Annotated in this window: 21 protein-coding genes; 4 read left to right on the forward strand and 17 right to left on the reverse strand. The window is 59.2% G+C overall.

The window, feature by feature from the left end; genetic code table 11:
* From rsmA to ruvX, 9 genes are all read right to left on the reverse strand, one after another.
* Positions 1-837, reverse strand: a complete 837-nt coding sequence (gene rsmA / locus HY17_RS14410; protein ID WP_034767830.1) for a 16S rRNA (adenine(1518)-N(6)/adenine(1519)-N(6))-dimethyltransferase RsmA — start codon at positions 835-837, stop codon at positions 1-3.
* Positions 834-1841: a 4-hydroxythreonine-4-phosphate dehydrogenase PdxA gene (pdxA, locus tag HY17_RS14415; protein ID WP_081813175.1), complete on the reverse strand. Its 1008-nt coding sequence runs from the start codon at positions 1839-1841 to the stop codon at positions 834-836. Before pdxA ends, rsmA begins: the two co-directional genes overlap by 4 nt.
* A 38-nt stretch (positions 1842-1879) precedes the next feature.
* Positions 1880-3127, reverse strand: coding sequence for a peptidylprolyl isomerase (locus HY17_RS14420; protein WP_034767835.1), 1248 nt, complete (start codon positions 3125-3127; stop codon positions 1880-1882).
* 152 nt (positions 3128-3279) lie between these two features.
* Positions 3280-5469 (reverse strand): LPS-assembly protein LptD, encoded by a 2190-nt coding sequence (locus HY17_RS14425; protein WP_034767838.1) that lies wholly within the window; start codon positions 5467-5469, stop codon positions 3280-3282.
* A gap of 231 nt (positions 5470-5700) precedes the next feature.
* Positions 5701-6333, reverse strand: coding sequence for a glycerol-3-phosphate 1-O-acyltransferase PlsY (gene plsY, locus HY17_RS14430; RefSeq protein ID WP_034767841.1), 633 nt, complete (start codon positions 6331-6333; stop codon positions 5701-5703).
* A gap of 60 nt (positions 6334-6393) precedes the next feature.
* The gene (locus tag HY17_RS14435) at positions 6394-7686 is read right to left on the reverse strand and encodes an amidohydrolase family protein (RefSeq protein ID WP_034767842.1); all 1293 of its coding nucleotides are present in this window, start codon (positions 7684-7686) and stop codon (positions 6394-6396) included.
* Positions 7683-8630, reverse strand: a complete 948-nt coding sequence (locus HY17_RS14440) for an aspartate carbamoyltransferase catalytic subunit (RefSeq protein WP_034767844.1) — start codon at positions 8628-8630, stop codon at positions 7683-7685. The genes HY17_RS14435 and HY17_RS14440 overlap by 4 nt, the downstream gene beginning before the upstream one ends.
* A gap of 55 nt (positions 8631-8685) precedes the next feature.
* Positions 8686-9612, reverse strand: a complete 927-nt coding sequence (locus tag HY17_RS14445) for an AEC family transporter (RefSeq protein WP_034767846.1) — start codon at positions 9610-9612, stop codon at positions 8686-8688.
* On the reverse strand, positions 9609-10067 hold the full coding sequence (gene ruvX, locus HY17_RS14450; protein ID WP_034767851.1) for a Holliday junction resolvase RuvX: 459 nt from the start codon (positions 10065-10067) through the stop codon (positions 9609-9611). Before ruvX ends, HY17_RS14445 begins: the two co-directional genes overlap by 4 nt.
* Before the next feature lie 74 nt (positions 10068-10141).
* On the opposite strand from ruvX, the gene gatC reads away from it, so the two are divergent.
* Complete coding sequence (gene gatC, locus HY17_RS14455) at positions 10142-10429, forward strand: Asp-tRNA(Asn)/Glu-tRNA(Gln) amidotransferase subunit GatC (protein WP_034767854.1); 288 nt, start codon at positions 10142-10144, stop codon at positions 10427-10429.
* Positions 10430-10432: 3 nt separating this feature from the next.
* Here the strand turns inward: gatC and HY17_RS14460 are convergent, their stop codons facing one another.
* Together HY17_RS14460 and HY17_RS14465 are read right to left on the reverse strand one after the other, a co-directional pair.
* Positions 10433-10906 carry an SET domain-containing protein gene (locus tag HY17_RS14460; RefSeq protein WP_081813176.1) on the reverse strand — a complete coding sequence of 158 codons (474 nt, stop codon included), beginning with the start codon at positions 10904-10906 and terminating at the stop codon, positions 10433-10435.
* Positions 10851-11321 (reverse strand): DUF6491 family protein, encoded by a 471-nt coding sequence (locus HY17_RS14465; RefSeq protein ID WP_065382934.1) that lies wholly within the window; start codon positions 11319-11321, stop codon positions 10851-10853. Before HY17_RS14465 ends, HY17_RS14460 begins: the two co-directional genes overlap by 56 nt.
* Positions 11322-11460: 139 nt before the next feature.
* Here HY17_RS14465 and gatA point away from each other — a divergent pair, with 139 nt between their 5' ends.
* Together gatA and HY17_RS14475 are read left to right on the forward strand one after the other, a co-directional pair.
* A complete protein-coding gene (gene gatA, locus HY17_RS14470; protein ID WP_034767859.1) occupies positions 11461-12933 on the forward strand; it encodes an Asp-tRNA(Asn)/Glu-tRNA(Gln) amidotransferase subunit GatA in 1473 nt (490 codons plus the stop codon).
* A 10-nt stretch (positions 12934-12943) separates the two neighbouring features.
* Positions 12944-13396: a hypothetical protein gene (locus tag HY17_RS14475; RefSeq protein WP_034767861.1), complete on the forward strand. Its 453-nt coding sequence runs from the start codon at positions 12944-12946 to the stop codon at positions 13394-13396.
* Here HY17_RS14475 and HY17_RS14480 read toward each other — a convergent pair.
* Positions 13365-13754, reverse strand: coding sequence for a hypothetical protein (locus HY17_RS14480; protein WP_034767863.1), 390 nt, complete (start codon positions 13752-13754; stop codon positions 13365-13367). The two genes, HY17_RS14475 and HY17_RS14480, sit on opposite strands and share 32 nt — an antisense overlap.
* 202 nt (positions 13755-13956) lie before the next feature.
* Between HY17_RS14480 and gatB the strand changes: the two genes are divergently transcribed.
* On the forward strand, positions 13957-15468 hold the full coding sequence (gene gatB, locus HY17_RS14485) for an Asp-tRNA(Asn)/Glu-tRNA(Gln) amidotransferase subunit GatB (RefSeq protein WP_034767866.1): 1512 nt from the start codon (positions 13957-13959) through the stop codon (positions 15466-15468).
* Between the two features lie 3 nt (positions 15469-15471).
* Here gatB and HY17_RS14490 read toward each other — a convergent pair whose 3' ends face one another.
* The 5 genes from HY17_RS14490 to HY17_RS14510 form a co-directional block, all read right to left on the reverse strand.
* A complete protein-coding gene (locus tag HY17_RS14490; protein WP_034767868.1) occupies positions 15472-15906 on the reverse strand; it encodes an HIT family protein in 435 nt (144 codons plus the stop codon).
* A 42-nt stretch (positions 15907-15948) separates the two neighbouring features.
* Positions 15949-17118, reverse strand: coding sequence for a GNAT family N-acetyltransferase (locus HY17_RS14495; protein WP_034767869.1), 1170 nt, complete (start codon positions 17116-17118; stop codon positions 15949-15951).
* A 10-nt stretch (positions 17119-17128) separates the two neighbouring features.
* On the reverse strand, positions 17129-17863 hold the full coding sequence (locus tag HY17_RS14500; RefSeq protein ID WP_034767871.1) for a glycerophosphodiester phosphodiesterase family protein: 735 nt from the start codon (positions 17861-17863) through the stop codon (positions 17129-17131).
* A gap of 2 nt (positions 17864-17865) precedes the next feature.
* On the reverse strand, positions 17866-18327 hold the full coding sequence (locus tag HY17_RS14505) for a RidA family protein (RefSeq protein WP_034767873.1): 462 nt from the start codon (positions 18325-18327) through the stop codon (positions 17866-17868).
* Between the two features lie 73 nt (positions 18328-18400).
* On the reverse strand, positions 18401-19675 hold the full coding sequence (locus HY17_RS14510; protein WP_034767874.1) for a DNA polymerase IV: 1275 nt from the start codon (positions 19673-19675) through the stop codon (positions 18401-18403).
* Positions 19676-19694: the final 19 nt, after the last annotated feature.

A 19694-nucleotide genomic window follows, 5' to 3' on the forward strand; every position in this document is an offset into this window, starting at 1 on the left:
CTATTTGACCAGTGATGCCGCCATGAGGCGGAACTCTTCCTGAGTGAGGGTCTCTGCGCGGGCCGTCGGATCAATACCGAGTTCTTTCAGCCACTCATCTGCCTTGAGCCCATGCTTCTTTGCGAATGGCTTCAGGGCCGCCCGCAGCATCTTCCTGCGCTGACCGAAAGCCGCACCTGCGACCTGTTCCAGCTTGTCCAGGTGCGGGAAGCGTTCGCTTTCCGGCAGTGGCACAAGGACGGCGACAGCACTGTCCACCTTTGGCGGCGGCTTGAAGGCGCCCGGTGGCAGGGTGAAAGCAATGTGCGGTTTGGTGACTGCGTGGGCAAGCACGGCAAGGCGTCCATAATGCTCCGTTCCCGGATCGGCACAGATACGCTGCGCAACTTCCTTCTGGAACATCAGCGCCATCTCACCGCGCCAGGTGCCAGCTTTCAGCCAATCGATGAGCAGGACGGTGCCGACATTGTAGGGAAGGTTGGCAACAATCATTGCGGGCGTTTCTGCATCCAGTTCCTGCAGAACATTTTCCCATTTTACCTTCCGGGCGTCCTTCTCGATGACTGTCAGGCGACCTTCCTGCGTTTCAGGCCATTCCTGCAGGGCGGAAGCAAAACGTGGGTCTGTTTCGACGGCGATCAGCTTTGCTGCCCCTTCCTTCAGGATAGCGCGCGTCAGTCCGCCCGGACCAGGACCAACCTCTATCACTGTGCGCCCTTCAAGCGGGCCGGCCGCCGTCGCCGCCCGGTGCAGGATACTTGGATCGAACAGGAAGTGCTGGCCCAGCGCCTTGCGCGCCGGGGCCTGTGTCAGTTCAGGATCGTTCTGTTCGCTCATTTGCCTATTCTGTTTCTTGCCACCATTGCCGCGGACCGGATGGCGGCGATCAGGCTGTCCGGCCGAGCCGTGCCCGCCGCTGCCGCGTCATAGCCTGTTCCATGGTCCGGGCTGGTGCGGACAATTGGAAGGCCGAGAGTCATGTTTACGCCGCCCCAGAAGTCCAGCGTCTTCACCGGGATCAGGCCCTGATCGTGTGTCATGGCGATCACGGCGTCATAAGCGCCGGAGAGGGCTTCGGCGAATACGGTGTCTCCCGGCCTTGCGTCCGAAATGTCAATGTTCCGGGACCGGAGCGTTGCCGCGGCCGGATTGATGATTTCGATTTCTTCCCGCCCGATCGCGCCAGCTTCACCAGCATGAGGGTTGAGGCCGGTGAATGCGATGCGGGGCTTCTCAATTCCAAAGTCAGTCTTCAGTGCAGCGTGTACGATCGTACCCAATTCCACCAGGTTTTCGTGAGTCAGGCTGCCCGGCACGCTGGCGAGGGATTGGTGAATGGTCGCCAGGGCAACTCTGAGCCCCCCACCGGTGAGCATCATTACGGGACGCAGTGGTTCGCCGCCCTCCGGACGGCAGAGTTCCGCAACGAATTCCGTGTGCCCTGGATGACGAAAGCCCGCGCCATAGAGCAGGGCCTTATTGATCGGATTGGTGACCAGACCGGCCGCTTTGCCTGCACGAACATGGGCAACGCCGGTTTCGATCGCCGAGACAATGGCTGGGGCAACAGATGGATCCGGTTTGCCAGGTGTGATCGCCGGCAAGTCGCCCACGGAAAGGACAGGCAGGGCAGTCCCGAATGTTGCGACGGCCTCTTCCGGTGACGAGATCGCCTGAACTGCGCAGCGTTCGCGATACAGTGCAGGCGCGCCGATCACGTAAAACGCCAGGGATGGATCATCTTTCAAGGCGCCCCAGGCAGCAGCCGTTATCATCGGGCCGACACCGGCGGGGTCACCCATCGACAGGACCAGAGGAAGAAGGGGAATTGGTTCGCTCACGCGCGGGATGTCGCGCCAAACGGGCTCGCGCGCAAGTCTTAGCGATAGATAATCGTTGCGTCGCGGCGCAGGTTCCGCAGTTCGCGCTCTGAAATCATGTTCAGTTCACGACCCTTGAGGCTGCTCTTGAGGTCATCCCGCGAAGGCAGCGCCTCTGCACCTTCTTCGCGGCGGCAGACATACATGGTGCCAAGTCCGCCGCTGACAGCGAAGATATCGGTTGGCTTGCCGATCTCGGCGCTTTCAACCATGGACTTCCCTTCGGGCCCCAGTTCTTCGATGTTGATGTCCTCAAGCGGTTGGGCACGCAGACCCTGCGTCGTGTTGGCAACGCTCTGAACGTCGTCACAGGATTGGATGCGTTCCATGGCGGCTTTCAGGTTCTCGTCCGTCGAATCCTGCGTGATCAGGCGGATCAGGTCGACTTTTGTGGTCGCTTCAGCGGGTTCACGCTTGTTCTGAATAAACAGAATATAGACGCCATTATCGACGACGATCGGACCCAATACTCCGGGGCCATCCGCTTCTTCGATGGCAGGAACGAGTTCCGGAGACAGATCTGAGGTGGAGACCCAGCCCATATCGCCGCCCGTGGCCGCTGTAGGGGCGGATGACAGCCTTTGTGCAGCGACGCGGAAGTCTGCGCCGGCTTTCAACTGTTCCAGGATTGACCGCGCCGCTTCTTCCGCCTGGACCCGGGTTTCAGGATCCGGTGCGAAAAGGAATATCTCCGAGATGCGGTATTGGGTTTTCTTGGCGGCCGCGCGGAGTTGTTCGATCTGATCGTCCACCTGATTGTCAGAAATACGGATGCGGGAGCCGTAGAGGCCGCTCATCACCCGGTTCCAGGCGATTTCTGCGCGCATCTGCTCTTCAAGGCTCGATGGATCAATCCCGGCTGCGAGCAATTGCGATTTCAGGTCCGAGCCCGTGAGACCGGACTGAGCCGCCATGCCTTCAACGGCGCCGTCGATTTCATCCTTGCTGATTTCCAGATCGAACTCGGCGGCTTTGTCGAGTTGAAGGTGTTCATCAATCAGCTGTTCAAGTGCCTGACCGGTGATCTGCTGAACCTGTTCCTGAGTCGGCTGCTGGCCTCCAAGGCTGAGGAGCAGCATGCGAGCCCGGTCGCGAACATCAGTGAAGGAGATCGGCTGATCGTTGACGACAGCGGCAACGCCTTCCAGCGTCAGGCTGCCATCGCTTGGGGCAGCGTCCTGCGCACTTGCGGTTCCGGCGAAGGGAAGGGCCAGAAATACAGCGGCGGCGACGAGTTTGCGAACCATCAGTGGTCTCCAATTCATGCCTGCGGGTTAGCAGGCAGGTATTCAACTTGACCATACAAATCCTGCTGTATGGCGCAACGCGGGCCCGCAGTCCGCCCTGATAACTTACGGATATTTAGGGTTCGCGGCGATTTCAGGGCGGCTGCAACGAATCAATCGAAATCGCTTGAGCCGAACTGACCGAGTGTTTTAAGCGAGAAGCGGATCTGGATATTCTCCGACGGTCCTTGCGTCCGGTCCTGCAGCTCGGTTCGGCTGTAGATCAATTCGAGACGGGAGCAATCGTCTTCATAGGCGATGCCGTAGTCTCTCCGGACGTTCAGATTATCAGAAATATCCCGCAACTGGCCGAACAGGAGCGAGTAGCGGTCGGTTACGCGGAATTCGCCGGTGAGATAGATGCCTTCTTCTTCACCCCGGCTCGGGTTCAGCCGCTCGCTCAGCTTGTAGTACTGGCCTGTCGCCCGCCAGCGCTTCATTTGAGAGGTCAGCCGGGTATCGATCCGATTCAGCTTCATGCCATCGTCGTCCAGCCGAACCCGTGTGTCGATTCGCAAGGCACGCCCAAAATCGGCGGTTGCGGCGGCCATCCAGTCGGATGTCGTGCCATCAAGGTTAGAGGCGGTATTGAACGATGTATCTGTCCGGGACCGCCAGCGGCGGCCAAAGGTTGCTGACAGATCTGGCCCATCTTTCCAAACAGCTCTGGCGGTCAGGCCGGCAGACACCTTGCCGTCGCCTTCATAGAGATCGTAGCCGGCAACGCTGTTTGCATCGAACAACACGGTCTCATCCATTTCGAAGAGCAAGGCGTCTTCATTCGGAATAACCGGGTCGTTCGAATTGGAAGTGCCCCAGGAAGCCATGATTTCCGGTTCAAGCATGATGTCGAAGTTTTTACCGGGCCGGATCAGGGGATAAGCGATACGTGTACCGGCATTGCCAACCAGACGGGTTGCGTTGTCGTCGCCGGCGGAAGCCGCGTCGAGCTGGTAGTAATCACCGCGCAGTTCGGCGAACGGCTCGAATGTGAATCCCCCAGGCAGGATCTTGTAGGCTGACCAGTCGGTGCCGACACTTACGCGCTGGCTGTCAGACCCCACATCGCGGCGCAGGATAGCGGTTGAGGCGTTTACACTGGCAAATCCGTAGTCACCGAGATCCCAGTATTTCTCGCTGAACATCAGCGGGGTAACTGTGGGAAGACTGCCGTCCGAGTCACCTGCGCGCAGGCCCTGAATGGAGAGCAGGGCCACGTCGGTGTAGTAGGTATCGCCCTGTCCCACGGCATAAAGCTGCGACAACAGGCGCCGCGGCTGGCTCAGATAGATGCCACGCTCGTCGCCCTGTCCATCGATGTCGTAGCGGCGATCGTAGAGGTCGTCCGTCTGGGTCTCGACCCCGAAGCCCCATTGCCACTGGCTCGTCAGGGCAAACCGGCCGCTGCCATAGAGGTGACCGCGCCATTTTTCATCGCCGAACTTCACGCCGTCGCTGTCAAAGTCCTGTTCTTGCGTGATGCTGGTATTGATGTTGATGGCCCCGGAATAGAACCGTTTCCGGTAGTCGAGTTCCAGCATCGGATTGACGTTTTCGGAGATCATGGGCGCGATGGTCAAATCCGAAGATTCTGAAATCGCCCAATAATAGGGTTGCTGATAGAACGCGCCGAGCTTGGACGAGAAGCCCGCCGACGGGATCATCAGACCTGACCGGCGTTCGGACGTCGGATCCGGGTGGGCCAGATATGGAAAATAGAAGACCGGGATACCCATCACTTCCAGCACCGCATCGCGGTAGGAAATCATCTGGGATTCCTGATCGAGTACCGCGCGCCGGGCGCGCAGCGACCAGGTCGGAGTCTGACCCTTGGCTTCGCAAATCGGGCAGGCCGTATAGATGACCTGGTCCATGGCATTGATACCGTCGGGCTGACGGATGGCGGAATTGGCAACAATCGTTGACCCGTCTGGTAACCGGGCTGAGTAGCCGATCGCATAACCGTCCGACAGGTTGGAACCGACTTCAACTTCGTCGGAGAACTGCTGTGTGCCATCCTGTTCAATGATGACGACATTGCCGGTGGCGCGCACACGCTCCGTCGTGCGGTTGTAGATCAGCCGGTCAGCCCGAAGGATACGCCCGTCATAAAGGGCTTCGACATTGCCTTCGGCAACGATGGAGTTCTCATCCCGCAGCTCGTAGACATAGTCAGCCTCCAGGACCACCTGTTCCGAGGTCGTCGCGGTATCTGTGGCTGTGGTGTTGTCCTGCGCCATCGCCACGAAGGAAGGCGTTGCGGCAAGTGCCAGGGCTGCAGCGTAGTGATACCAATTGGCCAAATCGGGCTACCTCGGTGTTACCCCCGCCAGCACTGGCTGCGGAATACGGAATTCTGTCTCGGATTCTGAGGCTTAGAGGCTGTCCCCGGCATCGTCCAGCCACAGAGCGCGTCTGAGCGCCGTTTCAGCGCCAATCCGGTGCAGTCAGGCCACAGCCAGGCCTTCGCTCAGATAGTCAAAGCGGATCCAGTCCAGCCGTTCTCCGTAAGATATGCCGTTCTCTGTCAGATATCATGCATCAGGTTTCGCTTTGGAGCTGCCAAACCGTGGCTCAGTGCCCTTGAACAAGCGGCCAAGATTGGCCCGGTGGGTCCAGAAGACGAAAGCTGACAGTGCCGCCAGCCCGCAGAGGATGAACCAGTTGTGAGGCCGGTGCTGGAGCTCCTCCACGAGCCACGCGCCAGGTGCAACGAGGACAGCAGCGGTCAGCGCCGCAAGAGATGAAATGCGTGTGAGGGCGAAAATCCCGAACCAGACCGGCGCAGCAACATAGAAAGCGGGAAGCGAAACAAATGGCAGCAGGCCAGCGAAGGTTGCAACGCCTTTGCCACCCTTGAAGCCCAGCCAGATCGGGTAGCAATGCCCAACGAAAGCAGAGGCTCCGGCGACGAGCCCCATTTCAGGCCCGCCGAATGCACCAAACCCCAGGGCAACGAGACCGGCCTTGAGACTGTCCAGCAGCAGCGTTGCCAGCGCGAGATCCTTCCGGCCGGTCCGCAACACATTGGTCGCGCCAATATTGCCGGAACCGATTGCGCGAATGTCGCCCAGACCGGCAGCACGGGTGAGCAGCAGCCCGAATGGGATGGATCCGGCCAGGTAACCAATCAGTGCGGCAAGCGGAAAAGCGAGATATGCGACCATGCGCAACTCCGTAAAACACGTTTAAGTGGTAGGCAGGGATCGGCGCGCGGGCAAGCCTTCTCAGGAGATGCTTTCGTGCGTGAAGACTTCTTCCCCGCCAACGAACGTCCGCAGGACACGGCCCTGCAGCCGGCGGCCATCGAATGGGGAGTTGGTCGAACGGGAACGCAAATGCTCGCGTTCGCACAGCCACGGCTTGCCAGGATCAAACAGGATCAGGTCTGCCGGGGCATTTTCCGCGAGACGGCCTTGCGGAAGTCCGAGCATGTCCGCTGGTCGGCAGGTGACAGGCGCAAGCGCTTCCAGCAAGCTGAGCGGACCATCATGGACGAGGCTGAGCATGGCGGGCAGGACGGTTTCAAGTCCCGCCGCACCGAAGGCAGCTTCACCGAACGGCAGGCGTTTTTCTTCAGGTGGCTGAGGGTCGTGTGCGGATACAACCGCATCGATTTCGCCACGCTTCAGGGCGTCGATCAGACCGAGCCTCGTTTCCTCGTCCCGGAAGGGCGGATTGACTTTGCAATAGGTCAGGTAGTCGCCGACATCCAATTCGTTGAAGAAGAAGCTGTGAGCGGCGGCGGTGGTGAAGATCGTTGCGCCGCGTGCACGTGCAGCCTTCGCGATTTCGATCGTCCGCGTTGTCGAAACCTGATCCATGATCAGCGTACAGCCGGTTGCCTCGGCAAGTACGGTATCCCGCATGGCGCCGATCCATTCTGCTTCGACCGGAATACCTGAAAGCCCCATACGTCCGGCCAACTTACCAGCATTCATGACACCTGATCCTGACAGTGCCCGCTCGTCCGGCCGGGACATGATCGTCGCGCCGAGGCTGCCTGCGTATGCCATGGCGCGCTTCAGGATCGAGGCATTGGTGACAGGAAGATCACCGTTTGTGAATATGATTGCGCCGGAATTGGCCATGAGGCCAATCTCAGCCATCGCTTCGCCTTTCAGACCGGTTGTCAGAGCACCAGCCGGATAAATCCGGGCGGCGGCACTCGATTTGGCCCGCTCGGTGATGAAACGGACAAGCGCCATGTCATCGATGACCGGCTTTGTGTCCGGCATCACCACAAGACTTGTGATGCCGCCCGCCACGGCTGAGCGCGATGCTGTGGCCAGAGTTTCTTTCTGTTCAATGCCGGGCTCTCCGGTTTTGACACGCAGATCAACAAGGCCAGGCGCAAGACACAAGCCGCCTGCGTCGATCGACGCCTTGGCGTCCTCGTGAGGCGTGGTCTGCCCCGCGGAGATCTCTTTGAACTTGCCGCGATCGACATAGATCGCGCCGACCTCGTCGAGATTGCTCGCCGGGTCGAGCAGGCGGGCATTGTAAATGCTGAGGCTCATGTGCGGCCTCCCGCAAGAAGATGGAGCACAGCTTCACGCACAGCGACACCCATTTCGACCTGTTCCGTGATGACGGATTGTTCGCCGTCTGCAATGGCGCTTTCGATTTCGATGCCCCGGTTCATCGGACCGGGATGCATGACAGTGGCGTCCGGCTTGGCGAGGGCCAGCCGATCCTTGGTGAGGCCGAAGAAGCTGAAATATTCGCGCCGGCTGGGCAAAAAAGCCCCATCCATGCGCTCCAGTTGCAAGCGCAGCATCATGACGATGTCTGCGCCTTTCAGTGCTTTGTCGAAGTCGGTGGTCGCGCTGGCTGCGCCCCAGGTTTCGGTGCCAGAGGGTAGCAGTGTGCGCGGGGCACAAAGATGCACTTCAGCCCCCATCAGGTGCAGCGCTTGCGTTGTCGAGCGGGCGACGCGGGAATGCGCAATGTCACCGCAAATCACGACTTTCAGGCCCTCGATCCGGCCTTTGGCGCGGCGGATAGTCAAGGTGTCGAGCAGGCCCTGGGTGGGATGCTGGTGCGTTCCGTCACCTGCATTTATCACGGCGCAATCGACTTTGCGCGACAGCAGTTTCGGTCCGCCAGAGGCAGAGTGGCGCACGATCAGCGCATCCGGCTTCATCGCGTTCAGCGTCATTGCTGTGTCGATCAGCGTCTCGCCCTTTTTCACGCTGGAGGCGGCGACCGGCATCGAGATGACGTCAGCTCCGAGGCGGCGGGCTGCGATTTCGAAGCTGCTCATTGTCCGTGTGGAGTTCTCGAAGAACAGGTTCACGACCACTTTGCCCTTCAGCACCGGGTCGGGCCGGATGCCAGCGCGTGTTGCCTCGGCATATCTGTCTGCGAGGTCCAGGATGTGGGTGATATCGAGAGGAGAAAGCCCTTCAATACTGAGCAAGTGCTCATGATCGAAGCTGTAGTGATATGCCGCCCGGGTCATGGAGGCCCTTTCGATTTTTGGCGGTTTAGGCCCGATTCCGTCGGGCTTCAAGCCCTCAGACGACGGGAAGCTGTGTAACCGCGAGGTAGAGCAGGGGCATGGTGAGCATGGCCAGGACCGTCTCGACTGCAATCAGGTTCGCCGCGAGTGGCGCGTCTCCGCCGAGTTCGCGAGCGAGGATGTAGGATGATGTGGCCGTCGGTGTGGCCGCACAGATTACCGCAATCGTGAGGGGTATGCCCGAAATTCCAAGGAGTAGGCCAAATCCAACCGCGAATGCCGGAAGGCCCACCAACCTTACCAGCGACCAGCCGAAGGTGCGCGGGCCGGCGCGGCGGAGGGCGGACAGATCCACACCGGCGCCTGCAGACAGGAGACCCAGTGCGAGTGCCGCGTCGCCCAGAATTCCGAGGCTGTCATCCAGCAGTTCCGGCAGCTCGATATTCGCCGTTGCCAGACCGAGCCCTGCCACACACGCGATGACGATCGGGTTTTTGACCAAAGCCAGCAGTGGCTTGGGGGCGGGTCCATGCGGCCGTTCCGCGTGGGCAATCAATGCATAGACGGAGAGTACATTTGCCGTCGGGATCATGGCGGCAGCTGCAATGGTCACAAGGGCGAGGCCTTCCTGCCCGAACAGGAGGCTACCGATCGAAAGGCCAATCATCGTGTTCCAGCGCACGTTCGACTGGATGACGGATCCGACGGCCGGGCCGGGCATACCGGGTAGGAAACGTCCCAGCAGGCCAACACCGGCAAGAGCAAACTGCGCCAGGATCAACGCGCCAGCCAGACGCCATGGCGCCGTCTCAAAAGGTGCGTTCGCCAGAGTCCGAATGATCAGCGCCGGAAACAGCACGACATAAGAAAGGCGCTCAATGGCTCGCCAGCTCTCGGTGGGGATCCATTTGCGGACCGACAGGACATGGCCGAGCGTGACGATGGCGATGACCGGAAGCAGGGCATACAGAAATCCGCTCATGCGTCTCGCTCCAGGCGTTCCAGTGCCGATTTGAGAATGATTGCTGCCGCAGAGGCGTCGATCCGTTCTGCGCGCTTCTTCCTGGACAAATCCGCCTCCAGCATCGCCCATTCGGCTTCAGCGGTGGAGAGACGCTCATCCTGGAAAAGAATCGGCACATCGCGATATTTCAGGATGTTCCAGGCGAATGCCCGGACCGACTGCGCCCTAGGGCCTTCGCTGCCATCCATGTTCAGCGGCAGGCCAACGACCAGTCCCACTGCCTTGCGATCATCATACAGGTGGAACAGGCGGTCCAGGACGGGAGCCAGTTTCCGTCCTTTTGGAATGGTCTCGACAGGACTGGCAATCATGCGAAGGGCATCGCAGGAAGCCACACCCACGGTCTTCGTCCCGGGGTCGAGCCCGAGGAGAGGACCGGTGGAAGGGAAATCGGCGACGTCAACGACAGGCATAGGCTGCCCACATAGCGCCTTGATGGGGCGTTGCCTATGGCGTATTCGGGCGGCAGCAGTTCCGGAGAATTTCCATGAGTGTCACCAAGGATGATGTTCGCAAGGTCGCGCGTTTGTCGCGGATCGCCGTTGATGAAGCTCACCTGGAGGAGCTGGCGGGTGAATTGAACAGCATTCTCGGCTGGATCGACCAGCTGAACGAAGTCGACATCTCGGATGTGGAACCGCTTACTTCCGTGGTCGAGACCAAATTGCCGATGCGGGAAGATGTTGTCACAGACGGCAACATTCCGGATCAGGTACTGGCTAACGCACCTCGGACCGAGGACGGGTTCTTCGTGGTGCCGAAGTCGGTCGAGTAGGCTTCACACCGCTTCGGCGGCAAAATCTCCATAATCGATCAGGACTTCTTCGCCAGCGGCTATGTCGCGCGAGGCGCAAAGCGTGACGGTTGCCGTTGTGGCATCGACATTGAAGGTCGCATTAGCGTCAGGGGAATGGTTGCACATGGAGATGGGGCCAAATGCGACTGCGGCGCGCATCGCGCCTTCAGCATTTTCATCCACGTAGAATATGTAGTGGTACAGGCGCGTCGCCTTCACGTGCGCGGTGTCTTCAGTGCTGAGTATAAGCGCAGGCCAAGTGCCAATCTTGGTTCCTACAGCAATTTCGACGGCCGCGTACAAGCCGCGGCCGTGCAGGGGAGATTGCTTCACTTCGACCAACGAGGCCTGATTGTTGGGGGACATGCCGGTCACATACCATGACCGGCAAAACCCGGCATCAGGATTCTTCGGAAGAAACTTCTGATTCCATTGAATCCTCTTCCGGGTCACCATCAGAATTTTCTGCTTTGGGATCCCACTTGTACATGGATTTCACCACGCAACGGGCTGTGCTGAAAGGCTGGTTACGTTGAGGCATCAGCGAGTCGGAAACAACGATTCTGTCGCCATTGGTCAGGCAGCTGGTGGATGCGTCGATCTTCATTGTGACGGCATGTTCAAGCGGTGTACATGTGCCGAACACTTCGATCAGGTAGTGATCCCGACCTTCTCTCACGGTGAACGTGTCCCGGGTATTGTCCCCGAAACTGTCGATGTTGCCGGCAAAACAGATCCGGTCGACTTTTTCGCCGAGGCGAGGATCGTCAGCATATTTCGCGACGCCAGTAGGGTCTCGTTCCGAACCTTCGGTGGAGGCGCAGCCGGCCAGGGCAATCATGGCGGTGGCAAGGGTGAGACTAGGGCGCATGACAATCTCCTTCTGGGCAAATCCAGTCTCACAATGGTGTGACGAACTGATATCTGCCTGACAAGCACTCTCACAGAGACTTGAACTTTCAGCACAAGCCGTCATAGCAGGCGAGCAGAATAGCCGGAGACCCGCTACGATGACCGATCTGACGAAGCTGACCCTTGCAGACGCCCTGGATGGCCTGAAGGCGAAGAAATTCTCGTCCCGGGAGATCACGCAGGAGTTTATTCAGACCATTGAGGGCTCGCGGGTCCTTAATGCCTATGTCGTTGAAACGCCGGAGAAGGCGTTGGAAATGGCAGACAATGCCGATGTGCGTCTCGCAAAAGGCGAGGGCGGCAAGCTAGAAGGCGCTCCCCTTGGGGTGAAGGATCTCTATTGCACCAAGGGCGTTCGCACGACGGCCTGCAGCAATATCCTCGGCGAATTCACGCCGACTTACGAGTCGACCGTCACGCAGAATTTGTGGGACGAAGGCGCCGTTATGCTCGGCAAGCTTAACATGGACGAATTCGCCATGGGCTCCTCAAACGAGACGTCCCGGTTCGGTCCGCCGATTAACCCGTGGCGCCGAAAGGGCGACAATGCCGGCCTGACACCGGGCGGTTCGTCTGGTGGATCAGCTACCGCTGTTTCGGGCGACCTTTGCCTCGCAGCGACGGCATCCGATACGGGAGGCTCGATTCGCCAGCCTGCGGCGTTCACTGGCACAGTCGGCATCAAGCCAACCTACGGCCGCGCAAGCCGCTGGGGCATGGTGGCATTTGCGTCGTCGCTGGACCAGGCTGGCCCGATCGCGAAGACGGTTGAAGACTCTGCGATTCTTCTGGACGTCATGTGCAGTCATGACCCGAAGGATTCCACATCGCTTCAGGTCGATCAGCCTGACTGGCGCGCAGACGTTTCCAGAGGTGTCAAAGGCATGCGCATCGGTATTCCCAAGGAGTACCGGATGGATGGCATGTCCGAAGAGATCGATGCCCTCTGGAACCAGGGTATCGAGTGGCTGAAGGCCGCTGGCGCCAAGATCGTCGACATCAGCCTGCCGCATACGAAGTACGCCTTGCCGGCATATTACATCGTTGCTCCAGCCGAAGCGTCTTCTAATCTCGCGCGCTATGACGGCATGCGCTACGGAACCCGGGTGGATGGCAACAATCTGACCCAAACTTACGAAGCAACCCGCGCCAACGGTTTTGGCCGGGAAGTTCAGCGTCGCCTCATGATCGGGACGTATGTTCTGTCATCAGGCTACTATGACGCCTACTACCTGCGCGCCCAGAAGGTTCGTACCAAGATCCTGAACGACTTCGTCAATGCGTTCGAAAGCTGCGATGCGATCCTGACACCGACTTGCCCGTCGCCGGCCTTCGCATTCGGCGAAAAGAGCGGTGATCCGGTCGAGATGTATCTCAACGACGTGTTCACGGTGACGACGAACCTTGCTGGCCTTCCGGGCATTTCCATACCCGCTGGTCTTTCATCCGATGGCTTGCCACTGGGCTTGCAGGTAATCGGCAAGGCGCTGGACGAGTCAGCCTGTTTCCGCGTTGGTGGTGAACTGGAACGTGCAGCCGGATTCGTGGCCAGACCGGAGAAGTGGTGGTAGGCTCCACGCCATGAACCGCTTTCTTGTATTGTTTGGCATCATGCTCGTCATCTCGATCGGGATGATCGCGACTGCAACGATGCAGGCTGATTTCAGTCTTCTGGATTCGAAAGCCACCCCGCTTTGGCTCGCAGCTGTGGCAGTGGCGGCATATGTCGCTTGGCGTATCAATGGCGTGCTGAAACGCCGTGAGCGGCGACAGGATGCATCCGTCAGTGGGGGGCGCAGCTTCCTGAAAGCGAAAGTCTCACCTGCGCAATCGGCAAGGGCCTCACGCGTCGCGGCGCGCCGCAAAAAGCTTATTGCTGAAGGCAAGCTGGAAGCGGAACCCGAACCAGAGGCCAAGCCGGAGGCTGAGAATGAAGCCCCGTTCACGCGTGTCTCCCAGGCTGCCCCGATCAAGGATCGCATGGCCGCCCGGGCAGAGCGTGTCAGGCAAGCGAAGGAACAGGGGAAGCTTTAGGGGCTTTCTTGCGTTTGCTGGAAGGCGACACGTCCGTCGCGCTGACTGCTGGGGCTTTCGTGCCACCGCGCGGCCCATCCTCGTCATCCGCTGCTTTTTCACCGCGATCCGCAATCCGGGTCACATGGACGCCGGCGCCGATCAGTCCGCCGATTGGACCGAACTGAAGCAGCATGGCGAGAATGAACAGGATCGGAATGTTCATATCCAGATTGCCAAGCGTCAGGAACAGGGCGCCAAACATGGTGCCGCCGAAGATGAGGCCGATGGCAAACCCGGCTATGATGTGACGCAGAAAGCCTTGCGCGATGTGGCGTTCATCGTCGCTTGCGCCATCAAGGATCATTTTGAAGAGCATTTTCTTTGTTTTCCCCTTCGCGCTTCCTCCCGAAGCAGTCGTGCAAATTTGCCGCACATCGCGACTAAGGAAAACCCCATAGTTTTCGGTAAGTCCATAAAACCGGATATTTCAGTGCGCTATGCGGTGTCAGCGCGGCTCGACAGGGCCATCCGCTGGGGGGTAAAAGGTCCGGATTCTGCTGTGACCAATCGAGGAAAGCATGTCTGTACGTACCCCCTACACGATCAAGGGCGACACAGGTGACTGGGAACTGGTGATGGGCCTCGAAGTCCACGCTCAGGTTTCTTCCAACGCGAAACTGTTTTCCGGGGCTGCCACGGTTTTTGGCGCCGATCCGAATTGCAATGTTTCGCTGGTCGACGCGGCCATGCCCGGGATGCTGCCGGTCATCAACAAGTTCTGCGTGGAACAGGCGATCCGGACGGGACTGGGCCTAAAGGCGCAGATCAATCACTACAGCCGGTTTGACCGGAAGAACTATTTCTATCCTGACCTGCCGCAGGGCTATCAGATCAGCCAGTTCGCGCACCCGATTGTGGGCGAGGGTGAGATCGAGGTGGACGTGGAACCAGCTCACGGTGGTGAAGCTTATACCTTTCCGTGCCGGATCGAGCGCCTGCACTTGGAACAGGATGCCGGCAAATCCATCCACGACATGGATCCGAATTCCACCTATGTGGACCTGAACCGATCCGGCGTGGCGCTGATGGAAATCGTGTCTCGGCCGGATGTACGCACGCCGGCGGAGGCGGCGGCTTATGTGAAGAAGCTGCGTGCCATCGTGATCGCGCTCGGCACCTGCGACGGCGACATGGAGAAGGGCAACCTTCGCGCTGACGTGAACGTATCGGTCTGCCGGCCGGGGCAGTACGAGAAGTACCGCGAGACTGGTGACTTCGGCCATCTCGGCACGCGTTGCGAGATCAAGAATATGAACTCGTTCCGCTTCATCCAGCAGGCCATCGAGTACGAAGCCCGCCGCCAGATCGAAATTATCGAAGCTGGTGGCAAGGTCGATCAGGAGACCCGTCTGTTCGATCCGAACAAGGGCGAGACGCGGTCCATGCGTTCCAAGGAAGATGCGCATGACTATCGCTATTTCCCGGACCCGGATCTTCTGCCGCTGGAAGTGGAAGAAGCCTGGATTGAGGAAATCCGGTCTACCCTGCCGGAACTACCGGACGAAAAGCGCGCGCGTTTTGAGGCGGACTATGGCCTCTCACGCTACGATGCGGGCGTGTTGACGGCGGAAGCCGACAAGGCCGCCTTCTTCGAGGAAGTCGCCAATGGACGTGATGCAAAGCTTGCCGCGAACTGGGTGACGCAGGAACTGTTCGGTTACTTGAACAAGGAAGGCCTGGAGCTGGCAGACAGCCCGGTCTCTGCCGCTGACCTAGGCGGTCTGATCGAGCTCATTTCCAATGATACGATCAGCGGCAAGATCGCCAAGGATGTCTTTGGGCGGATGATTTCCGGTGAAGGCAAGCCGGCCGATATCGTCGAGAAACACGGCCTGAAGCAGGTGACCGATACCAGCGCTATCGAAAAGGTCGTCGACGATATCATCGCCGCAAACCCCGAACAGGTGGCTCAGGTGAAGGAAAAGCCGAAGACCATGGGTTGGTTCGTCGGGCAGGTGATGAAGGCTTCGGGCGGCAAGGCCAACCCGAAAGCCGTCAACGATATCCTGAAAGCAAAACTCGGCCTTTAAGCGTCAGAGCGCTGCGCGGATTTTTTCTGCGATCGGCTCGAGTTCTTCTGGCTTCGCCATGCCACCTTCGGCATGGCGGCCGAGAGGCTTGCCTTCCCATCGCGGGATGATGTGGAAGTGCAGGTGATAAACGGTCTGCCCCGCCGGTGCACCGTTGAACTGGCTGACCATCAAGCCCTCAGGCTTAAGGGCTTTCTCAACGGCGCGTGCCACTTTCTGCACTTTCAGCATATATAGGCCGAGATAGTCGGACGGCATGTCGAGAAAGTTCCGCGCTTTTACCAGTTTCGGAATGACCAGCGTGTGGCCTTCGCTCTGCGGAAAAACATCCATAAAGGCGAGTGCGATGTCGTCCTCGTAGACTTTGATGCTTGGCATCTCGCCGCGAACAATTTTCGCGAAGATGTTGTTGGGATCATAGCTGTCGTGGAGGGTCATGTTGAATTCTTCGTTCTTTGGAATTGATGATGCTGAAAGAGATTAGGTCTGCTCACCCTTTTTAAAGGGGGTCCGTTCGGTCAGGTAGTCTTTATCGTGCTCCACAGCGGCGCGTTCGCGTTCCAGATAGTCTGCGACGGCATCCCGCAGACCGGGGTGGGCAATCCAGTGTGCTGAATACGTCAGTACCGGGACGTAACCTCGCGCCAGCTTGTGCCCGCCCTGGGCACCCGCTTCGACGACGCTGAGGCCGTTCGCAATCGCATAGTCGATGGCCTGATAGTAACAGGTTTCGAAATGCAGCATCGGGCGCGGATCAATCGTCCCCCAGTAGCGGCCGTAAAGGGTATCAGAGCCGATCATGTTCAGCGCGCCTGCAATCGCTTCGCCACTTTCCATCGCGAATACGAACAGCATATCGTCCGCCATCCGCTCACGTAGAAGCGAGAAGGTCTTACGATTGAGGTAGGGGGAGCCCCATTTGCGGCTGCCTGTATCCATGTAGAATTCGAAGAACCGATCCAGATGGTCTTCGGTAATCTCGTCGCCGCGCACATGGACGAAGTCGAGCCCTTCTTGTGCTCTGGCGCGTTCCTTACGCAGGTTCTTGCGTTTCGAAGATGACAAGGCCGCCAGGAAGTCGCCGAAGTCTCCATACCCATCATTGAACCAATGGAATTGTTGATCCGTTCGGGTCAGCATGCCGTTGAGCATGAGGGACTGGGAATCCTCTTCTTCGAGAAAATTGATGTGAAGGGAGGAAAGCTTGTTTTGTTCAGCGAAGCCTACCGCCGCGCTGAGCAGCAGAGACTTGATCCGGGCCTCGTCCGGTCCAGGCGCGGCAAGGCGCCGCCGGCCGGTAACGGGCGTGAACGGCACAGCGCTCAGAAGCTTTGGATAGTATGATCCGCCTGCACGTTCGAACGCATCGGCCCAGGAATGATCGAAGACGAACTCTCCGCGCGAATGCGTCTTGCCGTAGAGCGGCATCGCCCCGCGCAGCACGTCGTTCGCATCTTTCACGAGGATGTGCCGCGGGATCCAGCCTGTTTCCGGCGTTGCGGCGCCTGAACTTTCCAGAGCCTCCAGGAACTCCCAGCTCAGGAACGGATCCCTGCGAAACCCCGGCGGGTTGGCAACGCCATTCCACTCATCCGGGGCGACGTTTTCGAGCCCTGTGACGATATCGACGCGGAAATTCGTTTCGTCCATGGCTCCCAATCTAGGTGCTAAGGCGCCGTGAAACCAGCTCCGGGTCCATATGTTCGAAGATGACCGCGGCCTCATGGTCCTTGCAGCGGTCGAGTTCATCCTCACTGCGGACGGTCCAGATAACGATGGGGAGATTGCTGCCCTGGGACTTCAGCGCCGCGCGTTCGATGTCGGATGTATGCACGGCGAGATAATCAACCCCGTCCGTTACCGCGCGTTCAAGCACTGAGTCGAACGCGTTTTCACCAACCTTTGCCGTCGACCCGATCAGCTGGCCGCGCATCAATCCCATCGGCAAGGCGCGGACGGCTTTTTCGGAAAAGCTCATCGCAGCAGCGAAGCCTTTCCAGTGCGCCAGTCGATCACCGACTCGCCGGGCAAACGCCTCTGGATCAGTTTTCCCATCGATCTTCAGCTCGGTCAGCAGAGGAAGCTGATAAGGCCAGATGCGCAGGAGTTCGAGAAATGTCGGAAGGTGTTCCGATGAGCCGGCAAGCGAAAGCCGGCCCAACTCTTTTGCGTTCAGCTCTTCGGTCTTTCCGGACCGTTTTGTCATTCGGTCGAGTGTGTCGTCGTGAAAGACGACTGGCGTGCCATCACGTGCCGGGCGGACATCGAATTCGACTCCCAGTCCGGCTGCGCGGGCTTGCCGAAAGGCCTCAAGCGAGTTTTCAGGCGGGCCGTTCGCCGACCACAGACCGCGGTGCGCATAGCGGAACTTGCGGGGGTCGAACGGCGTGGCCATGACTAGTCGGTAAACTCGATGACGGCGTCCACTTCAACAGCGACACCAAGTGGAAGCACGGGGCATGCGACGGCAGAGCGGGCGTGACGGCCGGCATCGCCAAAGACTTCGACCATCAGGTCGGAGCATCCATTGATCACTTGCGGGATGTCCTTGAAATCGGGATGCGCATTTACGAAGCCGCCCAGTTTCACGACTTGCTTTACACGTGAAAGGTCTCCCAGGGCTGCCTTGCACTGGGAAATGATATTGATCCCACACTGCCGCGCAGCCTGCTGGCCGGCGGAGAGTTCCATGTTCTCGCCGAGGCGGCCCAGCATCCGGCCTTCCGCAGTCGCGCTGACCTGGCCGGAGATGAAGAGCAGATTTCCTGTGATGACATAGGGAACATAGGTGGCGACCGGTTTCATCGGTTCCGGAAGGGCGATGCCGAGGGCGTCAAGGCGGGCTTCTGGGGTACTCATGTATTTGGCTCCGGATTGGTATCAGCTGTCGAAGACTTGCCGCACACAGCGTCTGGCCGCAAGCGTTGTGCACCTATTCCTTCGGTTCATGATCCATGCGGGCCGCGCGGCCGGTCATGACTGCGTCTTTTCCGAACTTCGCCCGCGCGGCATCCGAGGCGCGTTCAGCGGCGGCACGCCGGGCGATACGAGGGTCCAGCAGGTCTACTTCGTCTGCGCGGTGATCTGAAAGTTCGGAAAGTCCAATACCGATCAACCGGTATTTCCGGCGCCCATCAGTTTCCCGGGCCAGGAGCGGGCGGGCAGCCCGGAAGATCGATTGCGCGATCTGGGTGGGCTCGGGCAGGGAGACGCGACGGGTGAGGGGCTTAAAGTCGGATGTCTTGAGTTTCAGCGTGATAACGGCGCCGACCACACCGATCTGCTTGGCCCGGTCAGACGTTTTCACGCACAGCTTCCAGAGTTGGTCTTCAAGCGCTGCATGGTCTGCGATATCTGATCGGAAGGTCGTTTCAGTTGAGACGGATTTGCGTTCTTCATCGGTGCGGACAGGGCGATTGTCCTGACCGTGTGCGACGCGCTTCAGCCACATGCCGGTCTCGCCATACCGGCCAAGCAACGCTTTGAGGTCGGCTTTCTGGAGGTCTCCGACCGTTTCAAAACCGTCCCGTTCCAGCTTGGCCGCGAATTTCGGCCCAACACCATGCAGGAAACCCACGGGGCGAGGTGCCAGAAGTGTTTCAGCTTCTTCCGGAGCGATGATCGCAAACCCCCTCGGCTTGTCGAGCTCGCTGGCGGTTTTCGCGAGGAACTTGTTGGACGACAGGCCGACCGAAACGGTGATCTGGAGTTCGTCTTCGATTTCGGCTGCGAGGCGGGCGAGGGAAGCGGCGGGGGGCGCTTTGTGGATCGCTTCGGTTCCCGTGAGATCCAGATAGGCCTCATCAATCGATACGGGCTGCACAAGCGGCGTGAGCGCCTCCATCTTTTCCCGGACAATAGCCGCAGCTTCTGAATATTTGTTGCGGCTAGGCTTCACTACGGTCGCTTCCGGGCACAGCTTCAGGGCCTGGAACATGGGCATGGCCGACCGCACACCATACAGGCGGGCGATATAGCAGCAAGTCAGGACCACGCCGCGTTCGCCTCCGCCGACGATGATGGGCTTATCCTTCAGGTCTGGGTTGTCTCTTTTTTCGATCGCCGCGAAGAAGGCGTCACAATCGATGTGTGCGACGCCCAGCCGGTGGAGTGCCGGGTGGCTGACAATACGGCGGCTGCTGCAGCTGGGGCAGGAATCACCATCCGTCTGATCGAAATGAAAACAGTCCCGGCACAACAGGCTCATAGTCATACGTTCATGCCAT

This window comes from Hyphomonas sp. CY54-11-8 (genome assembly GCF_000682735.1).
Classification (GTDB): domain Bacteria; phylum Pseudomonadota; class Alphaproteobacteria; order Caulobacterales; family Hyphomonadaceae; genus Hyphomonas.